Raw genomic sequence first — 23,947 nt, 5'->3', positions numbered from 1 at the left:
CTGAAAAACGGCGCTGTAGCGCCTCTCACGCAGGTGAACAACGATATTTACGGCGGCCTGAAGATGAGCAAGGTATCCGAACGCTGGATCAAAACCACCGACGGCAAAGACATGCTGGCCTGGGTGATTTACCCTCCCGACTTCGACCCGAATAAAAAATACCCCACGCTTTTATACTGCCAGGGCGGGCCGCAAAGCGCGCTGAGCCAGTTTTATTCCTTCCGCTGGAATTTCCAGCTGATGGCTGCGCAGGGATATATCGTGATCGCGCCGAACCGCCGCGGGATGCCCGGCCATGGCGTGAAATGGAATGCCGATATCAGTAAGGACTGGGGCGGACAGCCCATCCGCGATTATCTTTCCGCCATCGACGACCTGGCCAAGGAGCCCTATGTAGACAAATCCCGCCTCGGTGCGGTGGGCGCCAGCTACGGCGGATATTCCGTGTTCATGCTGGCGGGCGTTCACGGGAAAAGGTTCAAGTCCTTCATCGCGCACGACGGCCTTTTCGACCTGCGCAGCTGGTACGGCACCACCGAGGAGCTGTGGTTCGCAAACTGGGACATCGGCGCGTATTGGGACAACGCCAACGCCAAATCCTACGAGCAGTTCAACCCTTCCAACCTCGTCAACAAGTGGGATACGCCGATCATGATCGTGCAGGGCGGCATCGACTTCCGCGTGGGGATCGAGCAGGGGCTGCAGGCCTTCCAGGCGGCGCAGCTGAAAGGCATCAAAAGCAAGCTCGTATATTTCCCGGAAGAAAATCACTGGGTGCTGGGTGCGCAGAACGCGATTACCTGGCAGCGTGAGTTTTTCGGCTGGCTGAAGGAAACATTGTAAGAACTTTTATATTGACAGCGGCCCCCGTGGCCGCTGTTTTCATTTTATCGCAAAAAACCATTCCATGTTCAACTCCCTTCTGTACGAAGTCCACCAAAACATCGCTACGATTACATTAAACCGTCCGGACGTGTACAACGCCTTTAACGACGAGCTCAGTTACGAATTACAGGAAGCCCTGAAGCAGGCGGACAAAGACGCTGCCGTGCGCGCCGTGGTGCTAACGGGCGCGGGCAAAGCCTTTTGCAGCGGCCAGGATCTCAAAGCGGCCATGGGAGCCGACGGCAAGCCCCGCAACCTGGGCGATTCCCTGCATAAACGCTACAATCCCATTATCCGGGCGCTGCGCAACCTGCCCAAGCCGGTGATCTGCAGGCTGAACGGGGTGGCCGCCGGGGCGGGATGCTCGCTGGCGCTGGCCTGCGACGTGATCATTGCGTCCGAACAGGCTTCTCTGATCGAGATTTTCATCAACATCGCGCTGGTGCTGGATTCCGGGTCGTCTTACTTTTTGCCGAGGGCCGTGGGATATCACCGCGCCTTCGAGCTGGCGACCAAAGCCACGAAACTGTCGGCCGCCGAAGCAAAGGAAATGGGGCTGCTGAACAAGGTGGTGCCCTCCGGCGAACTGGATGCGGCCGTGGCGGCGGAGGCGGAATTTTACGCCAACGCGCCCACCAAAGCCATCGCGCTCATGAAAAAAATGCTGACCAAAGGCATGACCGAAAACCTGGACGCCGTGCTGGAATACGAGGCTTACTGCCAGGAAATCGCCGGGAATACGGCGGATAACAAGGAAGGGGTGACGGCTTTCCTGGAGAAGCGGAAGCCGGTGTTTACGGGGAAATAATCCGATTTCAGGATAATTACAGGCATAAAAAGGGCCCCTCTGCGGAGGGGCCCTTTGCGTATATTGGTCCGTCGGGAATTAGAGGCCGCTGAGGGCGATACCGATGGAGTAAGGTCTTACGTCGAGGTTGGTAACGTCTTTGAACAGGGGGTTCAGGTTCATGGTACCGAACAGGGCGAAGTTACCGTAACCGATGCGCGCCGTGCCGGCAAAGCGCCAGGGGTTGAAGAAGCGGCGGTTCTGTTCCTTGATGATATTCTTTTCTCCGCCGAGGGTGTTTTTCCCCTTCGTGTGCGCGTTCACCAGCATGCCCGCACGGATGCCGATAGCCGCCTTCAGGCCGGTATTGGCGTTCTCGGAATTCTGGCGATAGCGGAACTCGATGGGGATTTCCAGGTAATTGGTGGCGATCTTGTACTTTTTGTACTTATCTGAATCCACGAAGTTCACCGCGGTGGAATTGCCGTTGCTCATGTCCATGATCTGCTTGTCCAGGAAAATGCTGCTGGCAGTGAACCCGATACCCGGCGCGATGCTGAAATGCTCCTTGGTAATGGGAATATCGTACATGAACGCGATATTAAAGCCACGGGACAATCCTTTCGTTTTCAAATTGTCCGGCGCGGATGCCCAGCCGTCATACGAAATACCGATCACCAGGAAGTCCCTGCTCTGCCGAACCTTGCTCATCGCCGCTCCGGCCACTTTATCCTGCGCAACCGTGGTTGCGGAGAAGCCGAGAATACCCAGCGCTAAAAGTAATTTTTTCATAATATGTTTAAATGCTTGGCAAAAAGAATATCTAGCAAATTTAATAGAATGCAAATAAACCAAATGGTTAAAATATTGCAAAAAAATACATAGCTCCGCCGGAACCGCCCGTTCCATTAATTTTAGTAAATTGTAAAGATCGACGGTCTTTCTTGTTCCGATCGATATGTCGACCCCATGTACGCCCAGTTTAATGCCGCAGATTGAAACCCTTTCGCCAACGCGTAAGAAAAGAGATGCCATACATGAAAAAAATCAGTAACCCCGTCATCCTCATATTTGCGGCCGCCACCGTATCTGTGGCCTGGTTCACCTGGAGCGCCTGGATGTCGGACGCGGCTTCGATCCGGATGAATGCCAAAGTAAGGCTGACGACAGAGAAAATCCGCCTCCTGGAGCAGGTGGCCTACCAGACCCGCGCGCTGGAATCCGCCGCCAGAGGGTATGTGATCACTGGAGACACCGGGTTCCTCACGCGGGAAGACCTTTCCGAAGCCCGTATGCACACACCCGTCGAAAGCCTGGCCCTCCTCGCCTCCGGCAATCCGCAGGAATCAGCCCAGATCGATTCCCTCCGCGCCATCGTTTACGACCGCATCGTTTTCAGCCATTACCTCGTCCGCACCGCCCACGAATCCTCCGTGATGGCCGGCGCCCTCATCCAGACGCGCCACCCCGTCAAACCCGACCAGCTTACCCATCTCACCGGCCGCATGCTCGCCGCCCAATATGCCGCGCTCGACGCCCTCACCGGCCCGGGATGGGACGACCGCCTGCCCTTTATCCTCACCATCGCCGGCGGCGCCATTGCCGTGGCCGTACTCGCCGCAGGGCTTTTCGGGGTCATCCGCAACGTCAACAAAGCCGCCAAAGCCGAAACCAAACTGCGCGCCAACGAAGAAAAATACCGCCAGCTCATCGAAGACGCCGGCGTTACGCTCTTCACCTCCAACCGCGGCGGATTCTTCACCTATACCAACGCCAAAGCCCAGGAGCTCACCGGGTACACCACAGAAGAACTGTTTCACAAACCCTACCACATGCTCCTAGACCCCGCAGACCATGGAAAACTGCGGCAAAAGTACGAGGAACAAGCCTTTGAAGGCCAGCGGGAAACCATTGAGCAATTCCAGATCCGGCGGAAAAATGGAGAAAAAAGATGGGTAGAACAACATGTGGTGCTGCTCCGCAAAGACGGCATCTTCAGCGGCTACCAATGCATCGTGAAAGATATCACTGCCGATAAGCAAAAAGACGAGCAGCATGACCAGGCCCTGAAACAAATGCAGAAACTCAAGGAAAGGTTCGAGTCCGTTCTCGTCAATACCCCCGACATCATATTCATCAAAGATAACGCCGGCCGTTATGTGCTGGTCAACAACCGCTTCGAATCCACATTCGGGATCACATCAGACCAGATCCTCGGCCGCACCGACCTTGATTTCCCTGACAAACTGAGCGCCGAAAGAAGCCAGGAAACCGACCGGCAGGTGCTGATGGCTGAAAAAACAGTGGAACTTGAAGATGAAATCACCCTTGGAAACGAAACCCGCTACTTCCATATCGCCAAATTCCCCCTGCGGAACCAGGAAGGGCTCGTGTACGGGCTTTGCGGCGTGGCTACCGATATCACCCAGATCATTTCCCGCGAGCATGAAGTGATCGAAGCCAGGCGGAAAGCGGAAGTAGCGCATGGCCGGATGGAAAACTTCATGGCCAACATGAGCCACGAGCTCCGCACGCCGCTCAATGGCATCATCGGTTTCACCCATCTGCTCGAAAACCTTACCAACAGCCCGGAGCAACTGGAATATGTAAAAGACATCCATGCCTCGGCGCAGAACCTGCTCGTGCTGGTCAATTCCCTGCTGGATTTCTCCAGCATCCGCGCCGGAAAAATGCACCTGGAAAAATCAGCGTTCGAGCCGGCAGGGCTCATCCGGCAAACGCTGGACCGCTACCGGCTCCGCGCTTCGGAAAAAGGGCTGCAGCTGGAATGTGAACTGGAAAGCCTGAACGCTTCCCTCCTGGGAGATCCTACCCGCCTCCAGCAAATCCTCCACAACCTGATCGACAATGCCATCAAATTCACCCACCGCGGCGCCGTAAAACTGGCCGTCAGCGCCACAGCCCCCGACCACGAAAAACAAGTTTCCCTGCGTTTCTGCGTGTCCGACACGGGCATTGGTATCCCGGAAGAGATGCGCGCCACGGTAGAGCAGGATTTCACCCAGCTCGATGAAGGCGATATCCGCAAATACGGCGGCATCGGCCTGGGCCTCGCCCTCACGCGGGAGCTGATCGCCCTGCATAAGGGCACGCTTCACCTGCAGGACAATCCCGGCGGCGGCACGCTCGTCGAATTCTCTATTCCTTACCAGCTGGACGTACCGGAAACCATCGCCCCGGCGCCCGCCAGGGAATCATTGCAGGCGCCGGTACTGGCGGGCAAACTGATACTGGTGGCCGAAGACAACCAGCTGAACCAGAAACTGGCCATCAGAACCCTCAGCGGCGCAGGCGCTATGGTAGATCTCGCGGAAACCGGCGCCGAAGCGGTCCGCATGTATGCCCGGAAGCCCTACGACTGTATCCTCATGGACATCCAGATACCAGAAATGGACGGATTGGAGGCTACGCGCATCATCCGCGAAGCGGGCAGCGGCATTCCAATTATCGCACTCACGGCCGGCGCGCTCAAGGGCGACCGCGAAAAATGCCTGCTGGCGGGCATGAACGATTATGTCACCAAGCCCTTCATCCCCAAAGACCTGTTCCAGCGCATACTGCTGGCCATCGGCGAACGGTTCGCAGACACGGCGCCCTTTGCGCCGGATGATTGGGAAACATCCATCGTAATCCCTGTCGTGGATCTGCGGCATTTGAAAAGCGTGGCGGAGAATGACAAGGCATACCTGCTGGAAGTGCTGCAATCTTTCATGCACAACACCAGCCATGTGTTCAGCATGTTGCTGGATGCGGGCGGGAGCGGGGATTGGGAAGAAGCGGGCCGTCATGCCAAAGTGCTGTTCGCCAGCCTGCAGGTGGTGCGCGCCTACCCGGTGACGGAGAATATCTTCCGGATCATGGAAGATATCCGCGCCAATGCGCCGGCGGCGGAAATACTCGCCAACATTCACATTACATCCAAAAGGTTTAAGGAAATGATGGTGGTGATGGAAGAAGAAATCAGGAAGATTTAAGCTTTGGGGAGCCGGAACCAGAAGTAGCTGCCTTTCCCCGGCTCGCTTTCCACCCCGATGCTGCCACCCTGCGCTTCGATGAATTCCCTCGCGATGGCGAGCCCCAGGCCCGTGCCTTTGCCGCCTTCGGCTTCGGGCACACGGAAAAACCGCTCGAAAATTTTCTCGCGGAACCCCGCATCGATGCCTTTACCATGGTCGCGGACGCCGAAGCGCCACATTTTTTCTTCTTCCTGAACCGTCATTTCCACTTCACTATTGGGTGGCGAATAACGGATGGCGTTCGTCAGCAAATTGACGAGTACCCAGGCGCTTTTCTCCGCATCGGCCAGCACGGGCGCTGCGGTATCGGGGATCTCCGTCCGGATGCCCACTTCCTTCCCGGCGGCCTGCCGGGCAACGGTTTGCAACGCATATTGAAGGATGTCCGCCAGCGGAACGGCCTGCACCTGCAAAGCGATGTTCCCACTTTCCACCCGGGAAAAATCCAGCAGTTCGCTCACCATGCGGATCATTCGGCGATTATCTTCCCGGATGCCCTCCAGCAGTTCGCGCTGCCCGCTCGAAAGCGGGCCGGTACGATCGTCGTCGAGCAGCTTGAGGCTGAGATCGGTGGCGGCGAGCGGGGTTTTCAGCTCGTGGGAAATGGTGGCAATGAAATGCGTTTTGGCGAGATCCTGTTCCTTGAAAGTGGTGATGTTGCGCAGCACGATGATATGACCGATAACTTCGCTGTTGTGGATGATATCAGCAAATTCGCGGAGGAAAAAATTTTCCTTTCCTTCCGCAACGATTTTCACCGGGGCTGGATTTTTGTCGTGCAGCAGGTAGCGGAGCAGATCGTTATGCCGGGCGGCTTCATCAGCCGGCTTACCGACGAGCCCGTTCTCCGGGAGGTTCAGCAGCTGCAGGGCTTCGGCGTTGGCGAAGAGGATGATATTTTTGTTATCGAGGCCGATGGTGGCGTCTTTCAGGCTGCCGATCACCGCTTCCGCCCGTTGCTTTTCGAACAGGATGCGGGCCAGGCTGCTGTGCTCATATTCGTCGAGCTTGCGGGCCATTGTATTGAAAGCTTCCGCCAGTTCGCCGAACTCATCGCCGGAGCGGAAATGTAGTCTTTGCTCATACTTTTTATCCGCGATCTGCCGGATGCCTTCGGTGAGCTCGCGGATGGGATTCGCGATATACCCCGGGAAATTGTAGACGAAAACAATCCCGATCAGGCAGCAAAAACCGCTGACCAGTGCAATGTAAACCAGGGCTTTGTCGGCCGTTTTTCTCGTTTTTTCCTGTTTCGACACGATAGCTTTGAGGTTCACGTCCATGATCCCGGAAATATGCTCCCGGATGGCGGGCAACCGGCTCGTATCTCCCGCCGCGAAGGCTTCGTAATCCGCGCGCAGTGCTTTGGTGAATGCGGCTTCGCCTGGCTCCGTGGTGTTTTTCTCCTGCTTCTCCAAAGCCGAAACAAACTGCCGGCGCAGGGAATCGCTGCCGTTCCAGTGCTCCGCCGCGCGCAGCATGGCGCCCGCATATTCCACGGATTCGTAATTATCTTCCAGGATGGAGGCGGCGGCGCGGTTCACCTTGTCCAGGTAAAAATATCCCATCACCCCTACCAGCAACAGCATGGCAAACAGGAAAAGCACGCCGGCGGCAATCTTCGTTTTAAGCCTGAGCCTGGTCATGAGAGAATGACGATATCGGTTTGATGAGCGGATAATGTTTTCAACAATTGATTAAAGATATTGGTTCTCAGCAAAATACCGAAAAGGGTGATATGGGGCTTGCCGATACAAACGGTCGTGATGTCTTTTTCCTGCGCCATTTCCATAATCGCGGCGGCAATGTTGGCATGTTGCACCTGCAGCACTTCCGCGCCCAGTTCCGTCGCCAGTTTGAAATTGTTGATCAGGTGGCGCTGCGCGGCCAGGTCGATGCGGCCGGTGCTTTCCTCCGGTGTTTGCACATACAGCACAAACCATTCTCCATGATAATAGGCCGCGAGGCGCGCGGTTTTGCGGATCACTTTCCGCGCCACTTCGTTGTTCGACGAAATACACGCCAGGAAACGCTCATGCCGCATTTGCCGGTTTTTCGGCACTTCCGTCACCACTTTCCTTTCTACCTGCGAAGCTACTTCTTTCAGCGCGAGCTCGCGAAGCTGGAGGATTTTTTCGGACTGGAAGAAGTTCCGCAAAGCGGTTTCCACTTTGGCGCGGTCGTAGATCTTGCCTTCTTTGAGGCGCGTGATGAGCTCGTCGGCCGTGAGATCGATGTTGACGACTTCGTTCGCCATTTGCAGCATGCTGTCGGGCACCCGTTCCTGCACTTCCACGCCGGTGATGGTTTTCACCTGGGCGTTGATGCTTTCCATGTGCTGGATATTGACGGCGGAGATGACGTTGATCCCCGCGCGGAGGAGCTCCTGGACGTCCTGCCAGCGTTTTTCGTTCCGCGAGCCGGGGATGTTGGAATGGGCCAGCTCGTCGACTACCACCCAGTCCGGCGCGAGGAGGAGGATGGCGCCCAGGTCCATTTCCTCCATGAGCTTGCCTTTGTAAAAAGCCTGCCGCCGGGGGATGACGGGAAGCCCTTCCACGAGGGCCTCCGTTTCTTTCCGCCCATGCGTTTCGATAAACCCGATCTGGATATTGACCCCGCTGCGCAACAGGGCATGCGCTTCCTGGAGCATGCGGTACGACTTCCCCACACCGGCGCTCATACCGATGTAGATCTTGAATTTTCCCCTTCCCGGCTGGCCGGGATGTTGAATCTGTGAGGCCATGAAAGCAAAAGCGCGGGGCCCCGCAAGGCTCCGCGTGGATTTTTTAAAATGAAAATGCCAGCGATGTGGCGATGGAAAAGTTCTCTTTCCGGGGCAGTTCGCCCTTCGTGAAAATATCGTCTTTGCTGTTGTATAATTTCCCTTCCAGCCGGAACATCACCTGGCTCACGGGCGACACGTCGAGGTTCAGGGAGTAGCCGCTGGAGCGAAAACCGTTCGGCGTGCCCGTGGCGATGATCACGCCGGCTTTGTCATTATAGTATTCGTACCGCCCCGCCATGGCGATCTTGTCGGAAAAGGCGTACCTGGCGATAAGGATGGGCGCGAACCAGGTGTTCATGCCGCTTTTTCCTTCTTCTTTTTGCTCCACGCCCACGTCGATCCCTGCGATGAGGCTCAGCTTGGAGGTAAGCGCAAAGGTTCCGTAAAGGTCGTTGAAATAGCGCATCCGGCGAACGGAATCGGGTTTGTCGTTGCCTCCGAAGGTGCTCCAGTTGAGGGTAACTCCCGATGAGGGCTTGAAGGTGATTTGTGTACCGAAACCGGGCGTCTGGTTGGCGTCCGGCCGCTTGATCCGTTGCCAGCCGTTGAGGTACATGGCGGCGAAGAGCCATTTGTCGTTCGGCGTCCAGGTGATTTTGGCGCCGGCTTCGTAATACGGGGAGTTTTCGGCCATGAGGCTGCGCGTCAGCGTGAAATTATCCTTCCCGATCGCAGTTTCAAACCCGATGTGCGATGGCAGGATGCCCGCATCCACCCATAATCCTTTCCCGATCCGCACCCCTGCATTCGCTTCATAAATATGCCTTACCAATTCCTGCTCCGCCGCCAGGTTGTACTGGGCGTAAGTACCGGCCATAATGCCCACGTTCCCGCGAACCCTGTCGGCCACATAATTGACTTTCAGCAAAGCGAGGTTGATATTCAGCTCATTATGACGGTTGTGGTTATACAGGAACCCCGGCCGCGTGTGGTTTCCAGGCTTATCGAAATCAAATACGTAATACGCTTCGGCATAACCGGAGACCGTCAGTTTCGGTTTCGCTTTTTCCGGCGCTTCCTGCGCCATGGTGGCCATCGCGCCGGTCAGGGCGATGGCGGTAAGGATGTGCTTTTTCATTTTTTGATTGTACTGTCTTTTGTAGTGTTGATGTGTACCGCACGCGCGGGCCGGGTTACTCCCGGTCGCGCGGCTGGTACATCTTTTCTTCGGGTTTCATAGGTTGGGTTGAAACTAACGCTGGTGTATTTCGTCTAAAGCCAGGTTAAGTTGAAGGACGTGCACGGTAGCCGGTCCAAACATGCCCGCCAATGGTCCTTGCGTATGTTCCTTCACCAGTTCGCGGAGGCGCTGCTCCTGAATCCCGCGCAACTTTGCGATGCGCGAAACCTGCACCAGCGCGCCTTCGGGGGAAAGATGCGGATCCAGCCCGCTGCCGGAGGCCGTTACCAGCTCCGCCGGAATGCCGGACCGCTGTACATCCGGGTTGTGGACCAGGAAAGTATCGATCCGGTCTTTCACGACCTGCAGGTAATCCGGGTTGGACGGCCCTTTGTTCGAACCGCCGGATCCTGCGGCATTGTACGCCACCGCGCTGGGCCGTGTCTGGAAATAATCGTCGCCGGTGAATTGCTGGCCTACGTTTGCATATCCTATTATCCGGCCGTCTTTTTTGACTGTCACCCCGTCGCCCCGGCCCGGCGCCATTTTCGCCAGTCCGGCGATGAGGAGGGGATAGAAGCCGGCGGTAAGGAGCACCAGTACGAGGGTCAGTTTCAGCGCCGGGAAAAAATATCGTTTCATGTGATGATCAGTTTAAAAGAATAATGCGACTACCATATCGATGAGCTTGATGCCGATGAAAGGCACCACCACGCCGCCAAGCCCGTAAATAAAGAGGTTCCTCCGCAGCAGGGCGCTTGCGCCGATGGGTTTATACGCCACCCCGCGCAAAGCCAGCGGGATCAGCAGGGGAATTATGATGGCGTTGAAGATCACCGCGCTGAGGATCGCCGTTTCCGGGCTGTGAAGCTGCATGATATTGATCCCCTGTAACGCAGGCACCGACAGGATAAACAACGCCGGCACGATGGCGAAATACTTGGCCACGTCGTTCGCGATGGAGAAGGTGGTCAGCGAACCGCGGGTCATCAGCAGTTGCTTCCCGATTTCCACGATCTCGATGAGCTTCGTGGGATCGTTGTCGAGATCCACCATGTTGCCGGCTTCTTTGGCCGCCTGCGTGCCGCTGTTCATGGCCACGCCCACGTCCGCCTGGGCCAGTGCTGGCGCATCGTTCGTACCGTCGCCCATCATCGCCACCAGCCGGCCTTCCTGTTGTTCCCTGCGGATGTACGACATCTTGTCTTCGGGCTTCGCTTCGGCGATGAAATCGTCTACGCCGGCTTTGTCGGCGATGTATCTGGCGGTAAGCGGGTTGTCGCCTGTCACCATCACCGTTTTCACCCCCATCCGGCGCAGCCGTTCGAAACGCTCGCTAATGCCGGGTTTGATGATATCCTGCAGTTCGATCACACCGGTTATTCTTTCGTTGACGGCCACTACCAGTGGCGTGCCCCCATTCCCGGAGATCTTTTTCACCATCTCGGCCGTATCGGCGGGAAATTCGTTACCGGCCTTTGCGCCCAGGTTGCGGATGGCGTCGTACGCGCCTTTTCGGATCCGTGTTCCGTCGCTCATATTGATGCCGCTGCTGCGGGTTTCGGCGGTAAAGGGCACCAGTTGCGACCCGTTCATACTGAGTTGCGCAGCCACTTCGCGCCCGGCCAGCTCCACGATGGATTTGCCTTCTGGCGTTTCGTCGGCCAGGGAGCCCAGCACGCTGTACTTGATAAACTCGCCGCGGTCGCAGCCGTTGGCGGGATGGAAGTGCGTGGCCCTGCGGTTGCCGATGGTGATGGTGCCCGTCTTGTCTAGCAGCAGCACATCCACGTCCCCAGCGGTTTCCACCGCTTTCCCGGATTTGGTGATCACATTGGCGCGGAGGGCGCGGTCCATCCCTGCGATACCGATGGCAGAAAGCAATCCGCCGATGGTGGTGGGTATGAGGCAAACGAACAGGGAGATGAAGGCCGCGATGGTAATAGGTGTTTGCGCGTAGTCGGCGAAGGGTTTCAGCGTTACGCAGACGATGATGAACACGAGCGTGAAGCTGGCCAGCAGGATGGTGAGCGCGATTTCGTTGGGAGTTTTCTGCCGCGAGGCGCCCTCCACCAGTGCAATCATCTTATCCAGGAACGATTCCCCCACGCCAGCGCTCACCCGCACCACGATGCGGTCGCTCAGCACTTTGGTGCCGCCTACTACGGAGCTTTTGTCGCCGCCGGCTTCCCGGATCACGGAAGCGCTTTCGCCGGTGATGGCCGACTCATCGATGCTCGCCAGGCCTTGTACGATCTCGCCGTCGGCCGGGATCACGTCGCCGGCTTCACACACGAACAGGTCGCCTTTTTGCAGCCGGGAGCTGGGTACGACTTTAATTTCGTCGGTGAAGATCTCGCCGACGGTCAGGACTTTCTTTGCCGGGGTGTCTTCCCGGGTTCTGCGGAGGCTTTCGGCCTGGGCTTTGCCCCGCGCTTCGGCGATGGACTCCGCGAAATTGCCGAACAGCACCGTCAACAGTAATACGATGAACACGGTGAGGTTATATCCAAACGAGCCCTGGGAGGCGTCGTGACTGATGCCGGCGTAAACCGTTACGATCAGCATGACGATCGTTCCGAGCTGCACTGTGAACATCACGGGATTCCGGACGAGGAAGCGCGGGTTCAGTTTCACGAAGGATTGCGCAAGCGCTTCCTTGACCAGGGCCACCGGAAACAGTGTATTGTCTTTTGTTTTCATTTTCTTTTGCGTTTGCATGCGTTAGTACAGGGAGAAATATTCTGCGATGGGGCCCAGCGCCAGCGCGGGGAAGAAGGCCAGTGCGGCGATGATGGCGATCACGGCGAAAGTCATGATGCCGAAAGTGGCCGTGTCTGTCCGCAGGGTGCCGGCGGATTCGGGGACGTACTTCTTCGAAGCCAAAATCCCCGCGATCGCCACCGGACAGATGATCGGCAGGAAGCGCGAAAGAAGGAGCACAAAACCGGTCGTCACGTTCCAGAAAAGATTATTATCGGTCAGCCCTTCGAAGCCGGAACCATTGTTTGCCGCGGCGGAGGTGTATTCGTACATCATCTCCGAAAAGCCGTGGTGCCCCGGGTTATTGAGCCATGCGCCGGGCTGCGTGGCCCATCCCGCACCCCATCCATGCGCAACGGCGTACGACGACAGCGCCGTGCCCGAAAGGATCAGCAGCGGATGCAGCAACGCCACGATCGCCGCGATCTTCATTTCGCGCGCTTCCACCTTGTGGCCCATGAACTCCGGCGTGCGCCCTACCATGAGGCCCGAGATGAAAACGGCGATGATGATGAAAACGAAGTAATTGAGTATCCCCACGCCACAGCCTCCGTAAAAGCAGTTGGTCATCATCGCGATCAGTTCCATCATGCCGGTCAGCGGCATGGTGCTGTCATGAAAACCGTTCACCGACCCGGTGGAAACGATGGTGGTGATGGTGCTCCAATAAGCTGTAGCCATCGGCCCGAAACGGACTTCCTTGCCTTCCATCGCGCCGGAAACCTGCGCGATGCCCATCTGCGATATCGCGGGATTGCCGCCGGTTTCGGATAAAATCGTGGGTATCATGATGGCGAGCATCCCGGCGGTCATCACACCGAAAATGACATAAGCGAATTTCTTCCGTTGGATGAAGAAGCCCAGCGCAAACACCATGGCGATGGGAATGATCATCTGCGCGACGGCCTCGGTCATATTGGTGAGGTAATCCGGGTTTTCGAGCGGGTGGATGCTGTTGGCGCCGAACCATCCGCCGCCGTTGGTGCCCACGTGCTTGATGGCGATCATGCCGGCCGCGGGCCCGCGCGACACCTGAACGGTATCGCCCTGCACCGTCACGATGGTGTCTTTCCCGGCGAAGCTGGCGGGCGTTCCGCGAAATGCCAGTATCCCTGCGATCACGATGCAAATGGGAAGGAGTATGCGGGTGGTGGTTTTCAGGAGGTGGTCCCAAAAGTTACCCAGCTGCGTGGTGGTTTTCTGGCGCAGGGCTTTAAAAACAGCCACCAGCGCCGCGATCCCCGTGGCTGCGCTGACAAACTGAAGGAAAGTGATCACGAATAACTGCGTCAGGTACGTCACGCCGGATTCACCGGAATAGTGTTGCAGGTCGCAGTTGACGAGGAAACTGATCACGGTGTTGAAAGCCAGGTCGGGCGTTTGCGCCGCGTTGTGATCCGGATTGAGGGGAAGCCTGTCCTGGAAAATCAGCATGAAAAAACCATATACGAACCATAGTATATTGATGGTCAGTAAGGCTTTGAGGTGCTGCTTCCAGTTCATGTCTTCCTTCGGGTCGATACCGCAGAACCGGTAAATCCCCCGTTCCAATGGCGCCATGAAATCCAGCAGGGTCCGCTGTCCCGCGAAAACCTTCGCGATGTAACGGCCGAGCGGTATGGCGACCAGGAGCGTAATGGCATAAGTGGCGATAATGCCCAATAATTCGGTGTTCATTGTCAGGATTAATTGATAACTCAGAATTTTTCAGGCTTCAGCAACACGTAAATCATGTAACCGAAAACCAGCAGGGATAAAATGAAAAGTGCGTTCATCATGGCTTTGCGTTTTAAATCTTGTCGAAGAAATCTACCGATGCGAAAAACAGCCAGAAACACAAAAGCCCGGCGAGCAGTAATACGAGTGTCAGCATTGTGAATTGTTTAAAATGAATTGACGGCGGACGTTTTGCAGCGAAACCGGCAATAGTGATTTCACCGGAGCGCCCGAGGCTTCGTTGCGAAGGCCGGGGATCTGTTGCGCCAGCAGGAGATGGATTTTAGCATCCGGTAACATGATGTGTGATTTTGAGCGGTGTATGCCAGCGAAATGCCAACAAGACCCAATTCATCATAAACACATCATTATCAACAAAATAAGAAGCCGGCATACCTTTTCAGGCGTGCCGGCACCATGCAAAAACGGAAGGGTTGTTTGCAAAAACCGAAAATTTCGTCAGCGGAGATTGTACTCTTTGATCTTGTTATATAAAGTCGTGAGCCCGATCTGCAGCATTTCGGCCGCGCGGGTTTTGTTCCCGTTCACCGCCAGCAGCACCCTGGCGATATGTTTCCTTTCCATATCGGCGAGGCTGAGCGGGGCGGGACCGTCGTTTCCAAAATGGGAGAACTCGAGCGGGAGCAGGTCGGTGTCGAGCTCGGGCCCGTCGGCCAGGATCACCGCCCGTTCGATGACGTTCCGCAGTTCGCGGATATTGCCGCGCCAGTGGTGGTTTTCCAGCGCCTGGCGGAAGCCGCCCGTCATGCCCGTGATGCGTTTGTTATTTTTGGGGCCAAGTTGGGACAGGAAATATTGGGCGAGCAGGGGCACGTCTTCCCGGCGGTCGTTGAGCGAGGGCAGGTGAATCTGGAACGCGGAAAGGCGGTAATATAAATCCGCCCGGAAAGTTCCTATTTCGGATTCCTTCTCCAGGTCGCGGTTGGTGGCCGCGATAATCCGGATATCCACTTTCATCGGTTTGGAATCCCCGACTTTATAAAATTCGCGGGTCTCCAGCACGCGGAGCAGCCTGGCCTGCAGGTCGGGCGCCATTTCGCCGATCTCGTCGAGGAAGATGGTGCCGCTGTTGGCTTCTTCCAGGAAACCTTTTTTGTCTTTGACGGCCCCGGTAAACGCACCGGCTTTATGGCCGAAGAGCTCGCTTTCCAGGATTTCCTTCCCGAAAGCGCTGCAGTTCACCGCCACGAACGGCTGCGAAGCGCGGGCGCTGGCGCGGTGGATGGCTTGTGCGAAAACTTCCTTCCCGGAGCCCGTTTCCCCCAGCAACAAAACCGTTGCATCCGTAGCCGCCACTTTCCGGGCGAGGTTCACGGCGTCGAGGATGCGCGGCGATTTGCCGATCACTTGCGAAAAATCGTGTTTGCCGCCCAGCTTCTCTTCCAGCGAGCGCACCCGGAACTGGAGGCGCGCCTTGTCCATGGCCTTGCTCACCAGTGGCAGGATGCGGTTGTTGTCGTCGCCTTTCGTGAGATAATCGAACGCACCGTTTTTGATCGCCTGTACCCCGTCGGCGATATTCCCGTAGGCGGTAAGTACGATAATTTCTATATCCGGATGAGATGATTTCAACTGGGCCGTCAGCTCCACGCCGTTGCCGTCCGGCAGTTTAACGTCGGAAAGGATGACATGCACTTCCGATTTGTCGAGGAGTTTCCGGGCAGACCGTACATCTTGCGCTTCAAGGATGGTATACCCTTCCAGCGTGAGGAGGCGGGCCAGAAGTTTGCGCAATTGGGCTTCATCGTCGATGATGAGGATCGTGCCTTGTTGGGTCATGGGAGCAAATGTAGCGCAAAAAAACCGGGTCGGACAAATGCCCTTCCCGGTCCGTTCCCGTTGATACTATTTCGTTTCGCCTAACCGGCGTTTTCTGTTTTTTGGTTCCGTTTAACGGAGATGGCGCCTATCACCGTACCTAATACTCCCAGTGTAAAATTCGCGAACAGGATATTCGTGACCATAAAAATCCAGAAGCCCTGCCGCGTCTGTACACTGAATTCATTGATGCGCGCTTCCTCCATCGTTACATTCAAAGTCGCCGGGTCAGTCGGCACCATGATCAGATGGAAAAGCAGGGTTACGCTCGCGACCATAATCGTGGCCAGCAAAGTCGTGATCAGGCCGGTGAGCCCAAGCTGGTACAGCGAGGCGGCGCCGCCCAGCGTGCTATTGGCGTGAATGACAGACAGCATGACACCCAAAAAGATGATGCCGTTGATAATATAGCCGGTCCATAAATCGGAGAACCATTGCGTCAGGTAAAATATCCCGGCGAGTGCGATGCACACGGCCGTGATGACGAAGCTGTATACCCAAACCAGCCTGAGTATCGAGGATTGTTCGGCTCTAGCCATAGGATTGCGGATTTGGTGAATAATCGCCGTTGCCGGCATTTACACAGTTACCAATTCAATTGGCATGCCATTGCACCGTTTTTCCGGGTATCATTTTGCACAAATCCAATCCCACAGCCGTTTTTCATTACCCTTCCGTGACTTTCAGGATGGCTTTCAGATCGTTTTTGGCAGTGAGGATATTGGCCCACAGGTCGCCCTTTTTGTCCAGTCTTTTCCCGATGTTGCCCATGTGATAATCCTCCATCCGCAGCTTTTTCGTCACTTCTTTCCATTCCAGCGGCGCCGAAACGGTGGCGCCGGGTTTGGGGCGGACAGAATAGGGAGCAGCCACCGTTTGGCCCGTCCGGTTCTGCAGGAAGTCGAGGTACACCATCTTCTTCCGCTTCGATTTCGTGCGGACGATACTGGTGGTTTCGGGCAGCCGTGCATTCACCTCCGTAGCCACGAACTCTGCAAACAGCTTGCAGGTATCGTAGGGATGTTTCGCGCCGGTTGGAATGTAGATGTGCATCCCCCTGGAGCCGGACGTCTTCACAAAAGAATCGATCCCGCGCGATTCCAGCACCTTCCGCACCTCGATAGCCGCTTCTATCACATATTCGAAGGCGATATCGTTGGGGTCGAGGTCGATGACGATGAAATCCGGGAACTCCGGTTTGCGGAGGCGCGACAACCAGGGATTGATCTCGATGCAACCAAGGTTCACCATCCAGGCGAGCGTGGCTTCGTTGTTGCAAACGAGGTAATCGATCGTTCGGTTGGAGGACTCCGACCAGATCTGCGCGGTTTTCAGCCAGGAGGGGACAGATTCCAGGTCCAGGTCTTTCTGGAAAAAATTCGGCCCGGCGATGCCGTTCGGGAAGCGGTTCAGGCTGAGGGGCCGGTCTTTCAGGTGCGGGAGAATGACTTCCGCGACCGACAGGTAATAATCCACCAGCGCGCCTTTCGTGATCTTTTCGTTCGGCCAGTAGATTTTCTGCTGGTTGGTGAGGGTAACGCTTTTCCCGTTCAGCTTGAGCACCCTTTCCTTTTCGGCCGGCGCGGCGGTTTCCTTCTTGGCGTTTCCTTTCATATCGACAGGTTTAGATTCCGGCGCGTGGCGCGGTTTTTCACGGATAACGGATTTGGCGGGCTTGTCGTCGCGCATGGCGATAAAGATCGGTTGGCGCAGGTGCCCGTCGTTCGTCCATTCGGAGAATTTCACTTCGCACACGAGCTCCGGTTTCAGCCAGGTAACGGGTGTGTTCGTTTTGATTTTTTCTTTGAAGGGTGATGTGCTGGTAACCAGCGGCTGCAGTTTGGCGTGAAGGTCTTTGAGCCCGGTTTCGTTGAACCCTCCGCCACAGTGACCGATATAACGCATCCCGCCGTTTTCGTAGACGCCCAGGATGAGCGCGCCGATATCCTTGCGGCTGCCGCGCGGCGCCGTGAATCCGCAGATCACGGCCTCCTGGCGGTTGAGCACTTTCACTTTAAGCCAATTGAGGGAGCGGGCCCCTTCGCCATAGGTGCTTTCGCCGTTCTTGGCGATCACGCCTTCCCAGCCAGCCTTCCGCGCTTTCTCAAATTGCTGTATCCCTTTCCCTTCCACATGTGCGGAAAATTTAACGGCGGGATCATCCAGCTGGTCGACGATCTGCTTCAGCAACGTTTTCCTTTCCAGCAGGGTAAGGTCTTCCAGCGAATGGCCATCGAGGTACAGCAGGTCGAAAACTACGTAGGTGAGGTTCCCTTTCCGGGTGGTTTTGAAGTTCTGCAACGCCTGAAAATCGGATTTGCCCCCTTTTCCGGGGATGATGACTTCTCCGTCCAGCACAACGTTGTGGGGAATCTTCTCCACAGCAGCCACGATCGGGGCGTATATTTCATTGAAAGACAACTTATTGCGCGAATACAACTCCGCTTTTCCATGTTCCACGTGCGCAATGGCGCGATATCCGTCCCATTTCGTTTCGAAGATCCAGCCGGGGCGGTCGAAGGGCGCGTCAACCAATGTGGCGAGCATCGGTTTGTAGAATTCCTTCATCGGCTCACCTTCCTGCGCTTTTTTTTTACCGGTGGATGCGGCGGCTTTTTCCGGCGAAGCGGCCTTTTTTGCTGCGGCCTTTTTTGGAGAAGCGGCCTTCTTTACGGTGGCCTTTTTTGAAGAAGACGTTTTTCCCCTGGAAGCAACCTTTTTTGGAGAAGCGGCCTTCTTCGCAGCAGCTTTTTTCTTCGGCGCAGCCGCCTTTTGGGCTGCGACTTTCGCCTCAGGCTTCGTATTATGCGGGCCTTTCAGCTTATTGATGACGCTTTTGGGCGTATAGTCTTCACTGTCATACTCGTCGTGCACGGCGTATTTGTCGTTGTGCTTGATGAGCAGCCAGGCATTCTCGTCACGGCCGTTCCGCATCTTCACCAGCGCGAATTCTCCTTTCAACTTCTTACCATGCAGCACCACCTTCAAACTGCCTGATTTCCACTCGCGCAGCGCCTCCTTATCGAACGGCTTGCCGTTGGATTCCAGCAGCTCATAAGTTCCCTTGTCCCAGATGTACACATAGCCGGCGCCGTAGTTCCCCGGCGGGATCTCGCCCTGGAAGTCTTTATAATCGTAAGGATGGTCCTCCACTTCCATGGCCAGCCTTTTATCCGAAGGGTTGAGCGACGGGCCTTTCGGCACCGCCCAGCTTTTCAGGACGCCGTCCATTTCCAGCCGGAAGTCGTAATGCAGCCGCGTGGCGTGATGCCGTTGTATCACGAATATGTGCTGGTCGTCTTTCGCAGCTTTTCCGGCCGCGGGCTCGCTCGTCTGTTTGAAATCCCTTTTCTGCTTGTATTTCGCTAAACTCATGATACGCGCTTTTTAGATCCGAGGCTGGCTTTCAGCTGTTCGAAAAGATCGGTCCCTTTCGTGCTGGTAACTTTCATCTTCTTCACCACGGCCCGTTTGCCGGAGGCCTTGGCTTTGATGATGCGCATCAGTTCCTCGTGGTAAGTATCCTTATAAGCGGATATGTCGAACGTTTCGGTGTAACTTTCCACCAGTTTCACGGCCATATCCAGTTCCTTTTTGGGAATGGTTGTTTTGTCCGGCAGCTTCAATTCATCCGGTTCCCTCACTTCCTCCCCGAAACGAAGCCGGTGCAGCATGAGATAATCGCCGTTGGCGCGCACCACGGCCAGGTGCTCCTGCGTCCGCAAAACGAAAAGCGCCACGCCCACTTTTCGCGTCTTTTCCAACGTTTTCAACAACAATTGGTAAGCCTTTCCGCCACCCTTATCGGGTTCGATGAAATAAGCCGTCTCGAAATACACGGCATCGATCTCATCCGTTCCGGCAAATGACGATATTTCGATGATCTTGCTCTTCTTTGGGCTCGCATCTTCGTAATCATGCTCATCGAGCACAATATATTTGTCGTTGTAATTGTACGCTTTGACGATATTTTCCCACGCTACTTCTTTCCCCGTTTTCTCGTTTACACGCTGAAAACGGATCCTGGAGTGGTCCTTTTTGTCCAGCATATCCAGGTCGAGACGGCTTTCCTGGACGGCGCTGTATAATTTAACGGGGATGTTGACAAGGCCGAAGCCTATGCTGCCAGACCATATTGCTCTCATAACGGAATGGGTTTAGTCCTACTGTACAACAATCATTATACCATGGGGGTTGCATAAAAAAACCGTCCCGGGAACGGGACGGCCTTGTTTCTTCATATGCATAACTATCGGGGGAATTTGCTTTGTAAGATTTGATCGCTAATTCTACTCTGCCAACAATCAGGCCATTTTTTGCAGCAGTGGCATGTGTTTTGGATTTTGAACAGTAACTAAAAACGACTTTTATGGAAAACCTGAGAACAGATAAACCCGGCGAAATGAATACCCTCTCGCAAGTCATGGCTAAACTCCATTCGAAAGGATACGACAATGAATTTAAGATGAGCGATCACGGCAGGATGCAGCCTGTAGAAGGCGATGAAATCTACAATCCGGACGATCTGCTGATCATTAAAACGTACCGTTTCGAGGGCGAGTCAGACCCGTCCGACAACTCGGTATTATACCTCCTGGAAGACAAAAAAGGCAAGAAAGGCTATGTCCTGGATGCTTATGGCGCTTATTCCTCGCACGACGAGGCGGGTTTCGATGAATTCCTAAAGAAGATACCGGTCGAGGATCGTGAAGAACAGATGATCTTCGGCGGACTGTGATGCATGAAATGCACATGAAAAGAAACGGCGGCGCCTCTCAAGGGCGCCGCCGTTTTGGTGTATGATGATCTTTGAGGATTTTCAACAGTAGTTTTTCGTCCACATTTTGCCCTTTATATTTCCCCATTCCGCCGCTTTCGTATAATTCCGTTAACGCGGGGTGGACGTAGTATTTTTTACACACCGCGCGGGTATTCCCCAGTTTCCGGGCCACCTGGTCCAGTACTTCCACGATTTTCCGTTTGCAATCTGCTTGAGAAGCAGCGGCTTCGCAGTCATACAGCAGATGCAGTGCTTCGAGCGTTCCTGCCCAGGTGCGGAGGTCTTTACAGGTAAAATCCTCGCCGGTGATGTTTTTCAGGTAATCGTTGAGCGCGCCGGAATCGAGGCTTTTCACTTCATTGTTTTCATAATACTGGAAAAGTTCCTGTCCTGGAATGTCGCGCACTTTGCGCAGGAGCCTCGACAGTGCCGCGTGGCGCAATTCGATCTTGTGTTCCACGCCTTTTTTCCCTTTGAAGCGGAACAGCGCGGCGTTGCCGTTGAACTGCACGTGTTTGTTGCGCAAAGTGGTAAGGCCGTAGGAATGATATTTCTTTTCATATTCCGCGTTGCCCACCCGCATGAGAGTTTCTTCCATTACCCGCATGGCGATGGCGCACACACGCGGCAGGTCGAGCTCGCGGCGGCGAAGGTCTTTCGTTACCTGGCGGCGGATTTTCGGCAGCACTTTTCCGAAAGCGAGCAGGCGGTAGAACTTGGTTTCGTTGCGCACTTCCGCCCAGCGGGTATGGTAGCGGTACTGCCGGCGCCCCAGTGCATCGGTGCCCGTAGCCTGCAAATGACCGTTGGCATAAGGGCAGATCCATACGTCCTCCCAGGCCGGCGGCAGCACGAGCCCCCTGATGCGGTGGAGCGTTTCTTCATCCGAAATCCGCTTTCCCTGCGCGTCGGTATAATAAAAACCGCCGCGCATGCGATGCCTCGCAATGCCCGGCGATGCGGGGTTTACATATCGTAAGCGGGCGGCCTGCGCCACGGCGGGCGCGTCAGCCGTTAACAATTTCTCCACCATTGGGGTGCAGGATTTGACCAGTGATATAATTCGCTTCCGCGGAAGCCAGGAATACATAACAGCCCGCCACTTCAGCAGGTTCGCCGGCGCGCTTCAACGGCACGTCGGACCCGAAGTTGGCCACATGGTCCGGCGGGAACGTTGCGGGGATGAGGGGCGTCCAGATGGGGCCGGGGGCTACACCGTTCACGCGAATGCCTTTTTCCGCCAGCATCGACGACAGCGAGCGCGTAAACGACACGATGGCGCCTTTCGTGGCGGAATAGTCGATCAGGTGGCTGCTGCCGCGGTACGCGGTAACCGATGTGGTGTTGATGATGCTGCCGCCGCGGGGAATGTGGGGCAGGGCGAAACGGGTGAGGTAGAAATGGGGGAATATGTTGACGGAGAACGTCCGCAACAGTTGTTCTGCCGTAATATCTTCGAATTTTTTCTGCGGAAACTGCACCGCGGCGTTGTTAACGAGGATATCGATCCTTCCGAATTTCTTCACCGCCTGTTTTACGATCTTCTCACAATGGCGTTCCCGGCTGATATCACCCGGGATGAGCAGCACTTCTCGCCCCCGTTCCAGCACGCCCTGCGCGGTGGCTTCGGCGTCTTCGGTTTCGTCGAGGTAAGCGATCACTACGTGCGCGCCCTGCTCTGCGAAAGCGAGGGCCACGGCGCGGCCGATGCCGCTGTCGCCCCCGGTGATCACCGCCACTTTATCCTGGAGCCTGCCGCCCGCGGGGACCTGGGGCTCCGCGTCGGGGAGCGGGGTCATCTTGTGCTCGAGGCCCGGCTGGCGGCGCTGCCGCTGCGGCGGACGGAGCGTTTTCTTCTTGTTCGACTTTTGCATACCGGATGTTTTTACACGATCGATCGGGGTTACACAATTAAAAGGGCCGTTTTCATGTTTCTTTCAAACATGAAAGCGGCCCATCATCCGTTGGCGTATTAATCTTCGGCCAACGCTTCCTCGTTCACCTTCGTCTCTGCGATTTGGGTGAGGAGGGAATCTGTTTCCTTTTCTTCGTCCAGCGTTTGTTCGAGTATGTTGGCGGCTTCGGTGTGCCCCATCCTCGTAGCGAGGGTCCTGAGGCTGCCATAAGACGCAATTTCGTAGTGTTCTACTTTCTGCGCGGCGATGATGAGGCCGGCATCGAGCACGGAGCCGGGATCTTCTTCGCTGATCAGTTCCTGCGCTTCGGAAACGAGGCCTTCCATGGCTTCGCATTTCTTGCCAACGGCGCGGGCGCCCATCAGGTCGAATATTTCTTCAAGACGGCTCACATGTCCTTTCGTGGCTTCCAGGTGTTCGGCGAAGGCATCTACCAGTTCGGCCGTGGTGGCGGCTTTCTGCATTTTGGGAAGTGCTTTCACGAGGTGCTTCTCGGCCCAGTAAATATCTTTCAGTTCATCCATGAACAGCTGGTGGAAAGGAGAAGCTTCCATTTCACTGCTGCGGGCAGCGGGTTTGCGGGTTGCGGTGGCTTTTTTTGCTGCACCATTGCTGCGGCTGCCATTCGATTTTGCAGCCCCGTTCCGGGAGGCGGTCGTCTTGGTGTTTTTTGTTGCCATAATGTTTGAGGTTTTTTCTGGTTTATTTGTTAGGAAACGGGAAGCGGTCGCGCTTGTCGATGATGCTTTCATCCTCAATGCGTTGCTGTCCGACGATATCGGGGGATTTCTCCTGTACGTCGTTGTTTTCTTCGCTTTCCGGAATATCGGGTTTATGTTCGCGGGGGCCTTTCTCGGGGCCGTCCTGCCGGGGACCTTTTTCGGGTTTATCCTGGCGGGGGCCTTGTTCAGGCTCGGATTGCGGGTCGCTGGGTTTGCGGTCGATCTCGCGCTTGGGGATCTCCTGCGGGATGTCCGGGTTTTGCTTATCCGGTTCTTCTCCCAGGCCCGGTTTGGGTTGTCCGCCGCCCTGTCCGCGGTTCTCATCGGGGGGCTGCACGCCCGGCGGGGCCGGGTTCGGGCGGGTGTTCTTGTCGTTCTCGTTTTTCATGCCGGATGATTTTAAGGTTTAACACGTTCTTTCTTTTCTATGTCCAAACAGCATTCCAACACGGAGGCACATGTTTTGCAGATAGAGGAGCAACAACAATATTAGCAGCCACAGGAATGCGTTAGGAATACAAGCGCAACCATTTGAATGCGGGGGTTTTCGTAATTTGGGGAAGGATCGGCGGGATTTCATGCATCTTTATGCCG

Annotated in this window: 21 protein-coding genes; 4 read left to right on the top strand and 17 right to left on the bottom strand. The window is 55.7% G+C overall.

Translation table 11 applies throughout. The features are described 5' to 3' along the window. On the top strand, positions 1-843 hold an 843-nt coding region (locus Q0510_RS16095), incomplete at its 5' end, for an alpha/beta fold hydrolase (protein ID WP_298714003.1). Between the two features lie 64 nt (positions 844-907). Continuing rightward, complete coding sequence (locus Q0510_RS16090) at positions 908-1,693, top strand: enoyl-CoA hydratase-related protein (protein ID WP_298714000.1); 786 nt, start codon at positions 908-910, stop codon at positions 1,691-1,693. A 78-nt stretch (positions 1,694-1,771) separates the two neighbouring features. Here Q0510_RS16090 and Q0510_RS16085 read toward each other — a convergent pair whose 3' ends face one another. Then, entirely contained in the window at positions 1,772-2,464 is a 693-nt protein-coding gene (locus Q0510_RS16085) for a porin family protein (RefSeq protein WP_298713997.1), read from the bottom strand. 245 nt (positions 2,465-2,709) lie between these two features. Here Q0510_RS16085 and Q0510_RS16080 point away from each other — a divergent pair, with 245 nt between their 5' ends. After that, positions 2,710-5,667, top strand: coding sequence for a PAS domain S-box protein (locus Q0510_RS16080; protein WP_298713994.1), 2,958 nt, complete (start codon positions 2,710-2,712; stop codon positions 5,665-5,667). Here Q0510_RS16080 and Q0510_RS16075 read toward each other — a convergent pair. From Q0510_RS16075 to Q0510_RS16020, 12 genes are all read right to left on the bottom strand, one after another. Continuing rightward, entirely contained in the window at positions 5,664-7,355 is a 1,692-nt protein-coding gene (locus tag Q0510_RS16075; protein ID WP_298713991.1) for an ATP-binding protein, read from the bottom strand. The two genes, Q0510_RS16080 and Q0510_RS16075, sit on opposite strands and share 4 nt — an antisense overlap. Further along, entirely contained in the window at positions 7,352-8,455 is a 1,104-nt protein-coding gene (locus tag Q0510_RS16070; RefSeq protein ID WP_298713988.1) for a universal stress protein, read from the bottom strand. The genes Q0510_RS16075 and Q0510_RS16070 overlap by 4 nt, the downstream gene beginning before the upstream one ends. Before the next feature lie 43 nt (positions 8,456-8,498). Then, the gene (locus Q0510_RS16065; RefSeq protein WP_298713986.1) at positions 8,499-9,575 is read right to left on the bottom strand and encodes a porin; all 1,077 of its coding nucleotides are present in this window, start codon (positions 9,573-9,575) and stop codon (positions 8,499-8,501) included. Positions 9,576-9,689: 114 nt separating this feature from the next. Continuing rightward, positions 9,690-10,259 (bottom strand): potassium-transporting ATPase subunit KdpC, encoded by a 570-nt coding sequence (gene kdpC / locus Q0510_RS16060; protein ID WP_298713983.1) that lies wholly within the window; start codon positions 10,257-10,259, stop codon positions 9,690-9,692. A gap of 12 nt (positions 10,260-10,271) precedes the next feature. Continuing rightward, positions 10,272-12,320, bottom strand: coding sequence for a potassium-transporting ATPase subunit KdpB (gene kdpB, locus Q0510_RS16055; protein WP_298713980.1), 2,049 nt, complete (start codon positions 12,318-12,320; stop codon positions 10,272-10,274). 21 nt (positions 12,321-12,341) lie between these two features. After that, positions 12,342-14,057, bottom strand: a complete 1,716-nt coding sequence (gene kdpA, locus Q0510_RS16050; protein ID WP_298713977.1) for a potassium-transporting ATPase subunit KdpA — start codon at positions 14,055-14,057, stop codon at positions 12,342-12,344. 20 nt (positions 14,058-14,077) lie between these two features. Next, positions 14,078-14,155: a potassium-transporting ATPase subunit F gene (locus Q0510_RS16045; RefSeq protein WP_298714007.1), complete on the bottom strand. Its 78-nt coding sequence runs from the start codon at positions 14,153-14,155 to the stop codon at positions 14,078-14,080. Between the two features lie 91 nt (positions 14,156-14,246). Next, entirely contained in the window at positions 14,247-14,396 is a 150-nt protein-coding gene (locus tag Q0510_RS16040; RefSeq protein WP_298713974.1) for a hypothetical protein, read from the bottom strand. Positions 14,397-14,555: 159 nt separating this feature from the next. Then, a complete protein-coding gene (locus tag Q0510_RS16035; protein ID WP_298713972.1) occupies positions 14,556-15,896 on the bottom strand; it encodes a sigma-54 dependent transcriptional regulator in 1,341 nt (446 codons plus the stop codon). An 80-nt stretch (positions 15,897-15,976) separates the two neighbouring features. Next, positions 15,977-16,474 (bottom strand): hypothetical protein, encoded by a 498-nt coding sequence (locus tag Q0510_RS16030; protein ID WP_298713969.1) that lies wholly within the window; start codon positions 16,472-16,474, stop codon positions 15,977-15,979. A 127-nt stretch (positions 16,475-16,601) separates the two neighbouring features. Continuing rightward, the gene (gene ligD / locus Q0510_RS16025) at positions 16,602-19,310 is read right to left on the bottom strand and encodes a DNA ligase D (protein WP_298713968.1); all 2,709 of its coding nucleotides are present in this window, start codon (positions 19,308-19,310) and stop codon (positions 16,602-16,604) included. Continuing rightward, complete coding sequence (locus tag Q0510_RS16020; RefSeq protein ID WP_298713966.1) at positions 19,307-20,080, bottom strand: Ku protein; 774 nt, start codon at positions 20,078-20,080, stop codon at positions 19,307-19,309. The genes ligD and Q0510_RS16020 overlap by 4 nt, the downstream gene beginning before the upstream one ends. 224 nt (positions 20,081-20,304) lie before the next feature. On the opposite strand from Q0510_RS16020, the gene Q0510_RS16015 reads away from it, so the two are divergent. Further along, complete coding sequence (locus tag Q0510_RS16015; protein ID WP_298713964.1) at positions 20,305-20,673, top strand: hypothetical protein; 369 nt, start codon at positions 20,305-20,307, stop codon at positions 20,671-20,673. A 37-nt stretch (positions 20,674-20,710) separates the two neighbouring features. Here Q0510_RS16015 and Q0510_RS16010 read toward each other — a convergent pair whose 3' ends face one another. The 4 genes from Q0510_RS16010 to Q0510_RS15995 all read right to left on the bottom strand — a co-directional run bounded on the left by Q0510_RS16010 (position 20,711) and on the right by Q0510_RS15995 (position 23,741). After that, the gene (locus tag Q0510_RS16010; protein WP_298713962.1) at positions 20,711-21,748 is read right to left on the bottom strand and encodes a DNA topoisomerase IB; all 1,038 of its coding nucleotides are present in this window, start codon (positions 21,746-21,748) and stop codon (positions 20,711-20,713) included. Continuing rightward, entirely contained in the window at positions 21,723-22,589 is an 867-nt protein-coding gene (locus Q0510_RS16005; protein ID WP_298713959.1) for an SDR family oxidoreductase, read from the bottom strand. The genes Q0510_RS16010 and Q0510_RS16005 overlap by 26 nt, the downstream gene beginning before the upstream one ends. Positions 22,590-22,687: 98 nt before the next feature. After that, complete coding sequence (locus Q0510_RS16000) at positions 22,688-23,311, bottom strand: ferritin-like domain-containing protein (protein ID WP_298713956.1); 624 nt, start codon at positions 23,309-23,311, stop codon at positions 22,688-22,690. A gap of 22 nt (positions 23,312-23,333) precedes the next feature. Then, positions 23,334-23,741 (bottom strand): hypothetical protein, encoded by a 408-nt coding sequence (locus tag Q0510_RS15995; RefSeq protein ID WP_298713953.1) that lies wholly within the window; start codon positions 23,739-23,741, stop codon positions 23,334-23,336. Between the last annotated feature and the right edge of the window lie 206 nt (positions 23,742-23,947).

The organism is uncultured Chitinophaga sp. (genome assembly GCF_937874145.1).
Taxonomy (GTDB): Bacteria; Bacteroidota; Bacteroidia; order Chitinophagales; family Chitinophagaceae; genus Chitinophaga.
This window is presented reverse-complemented; position numbering and strand designations above follow the sequence as displayed.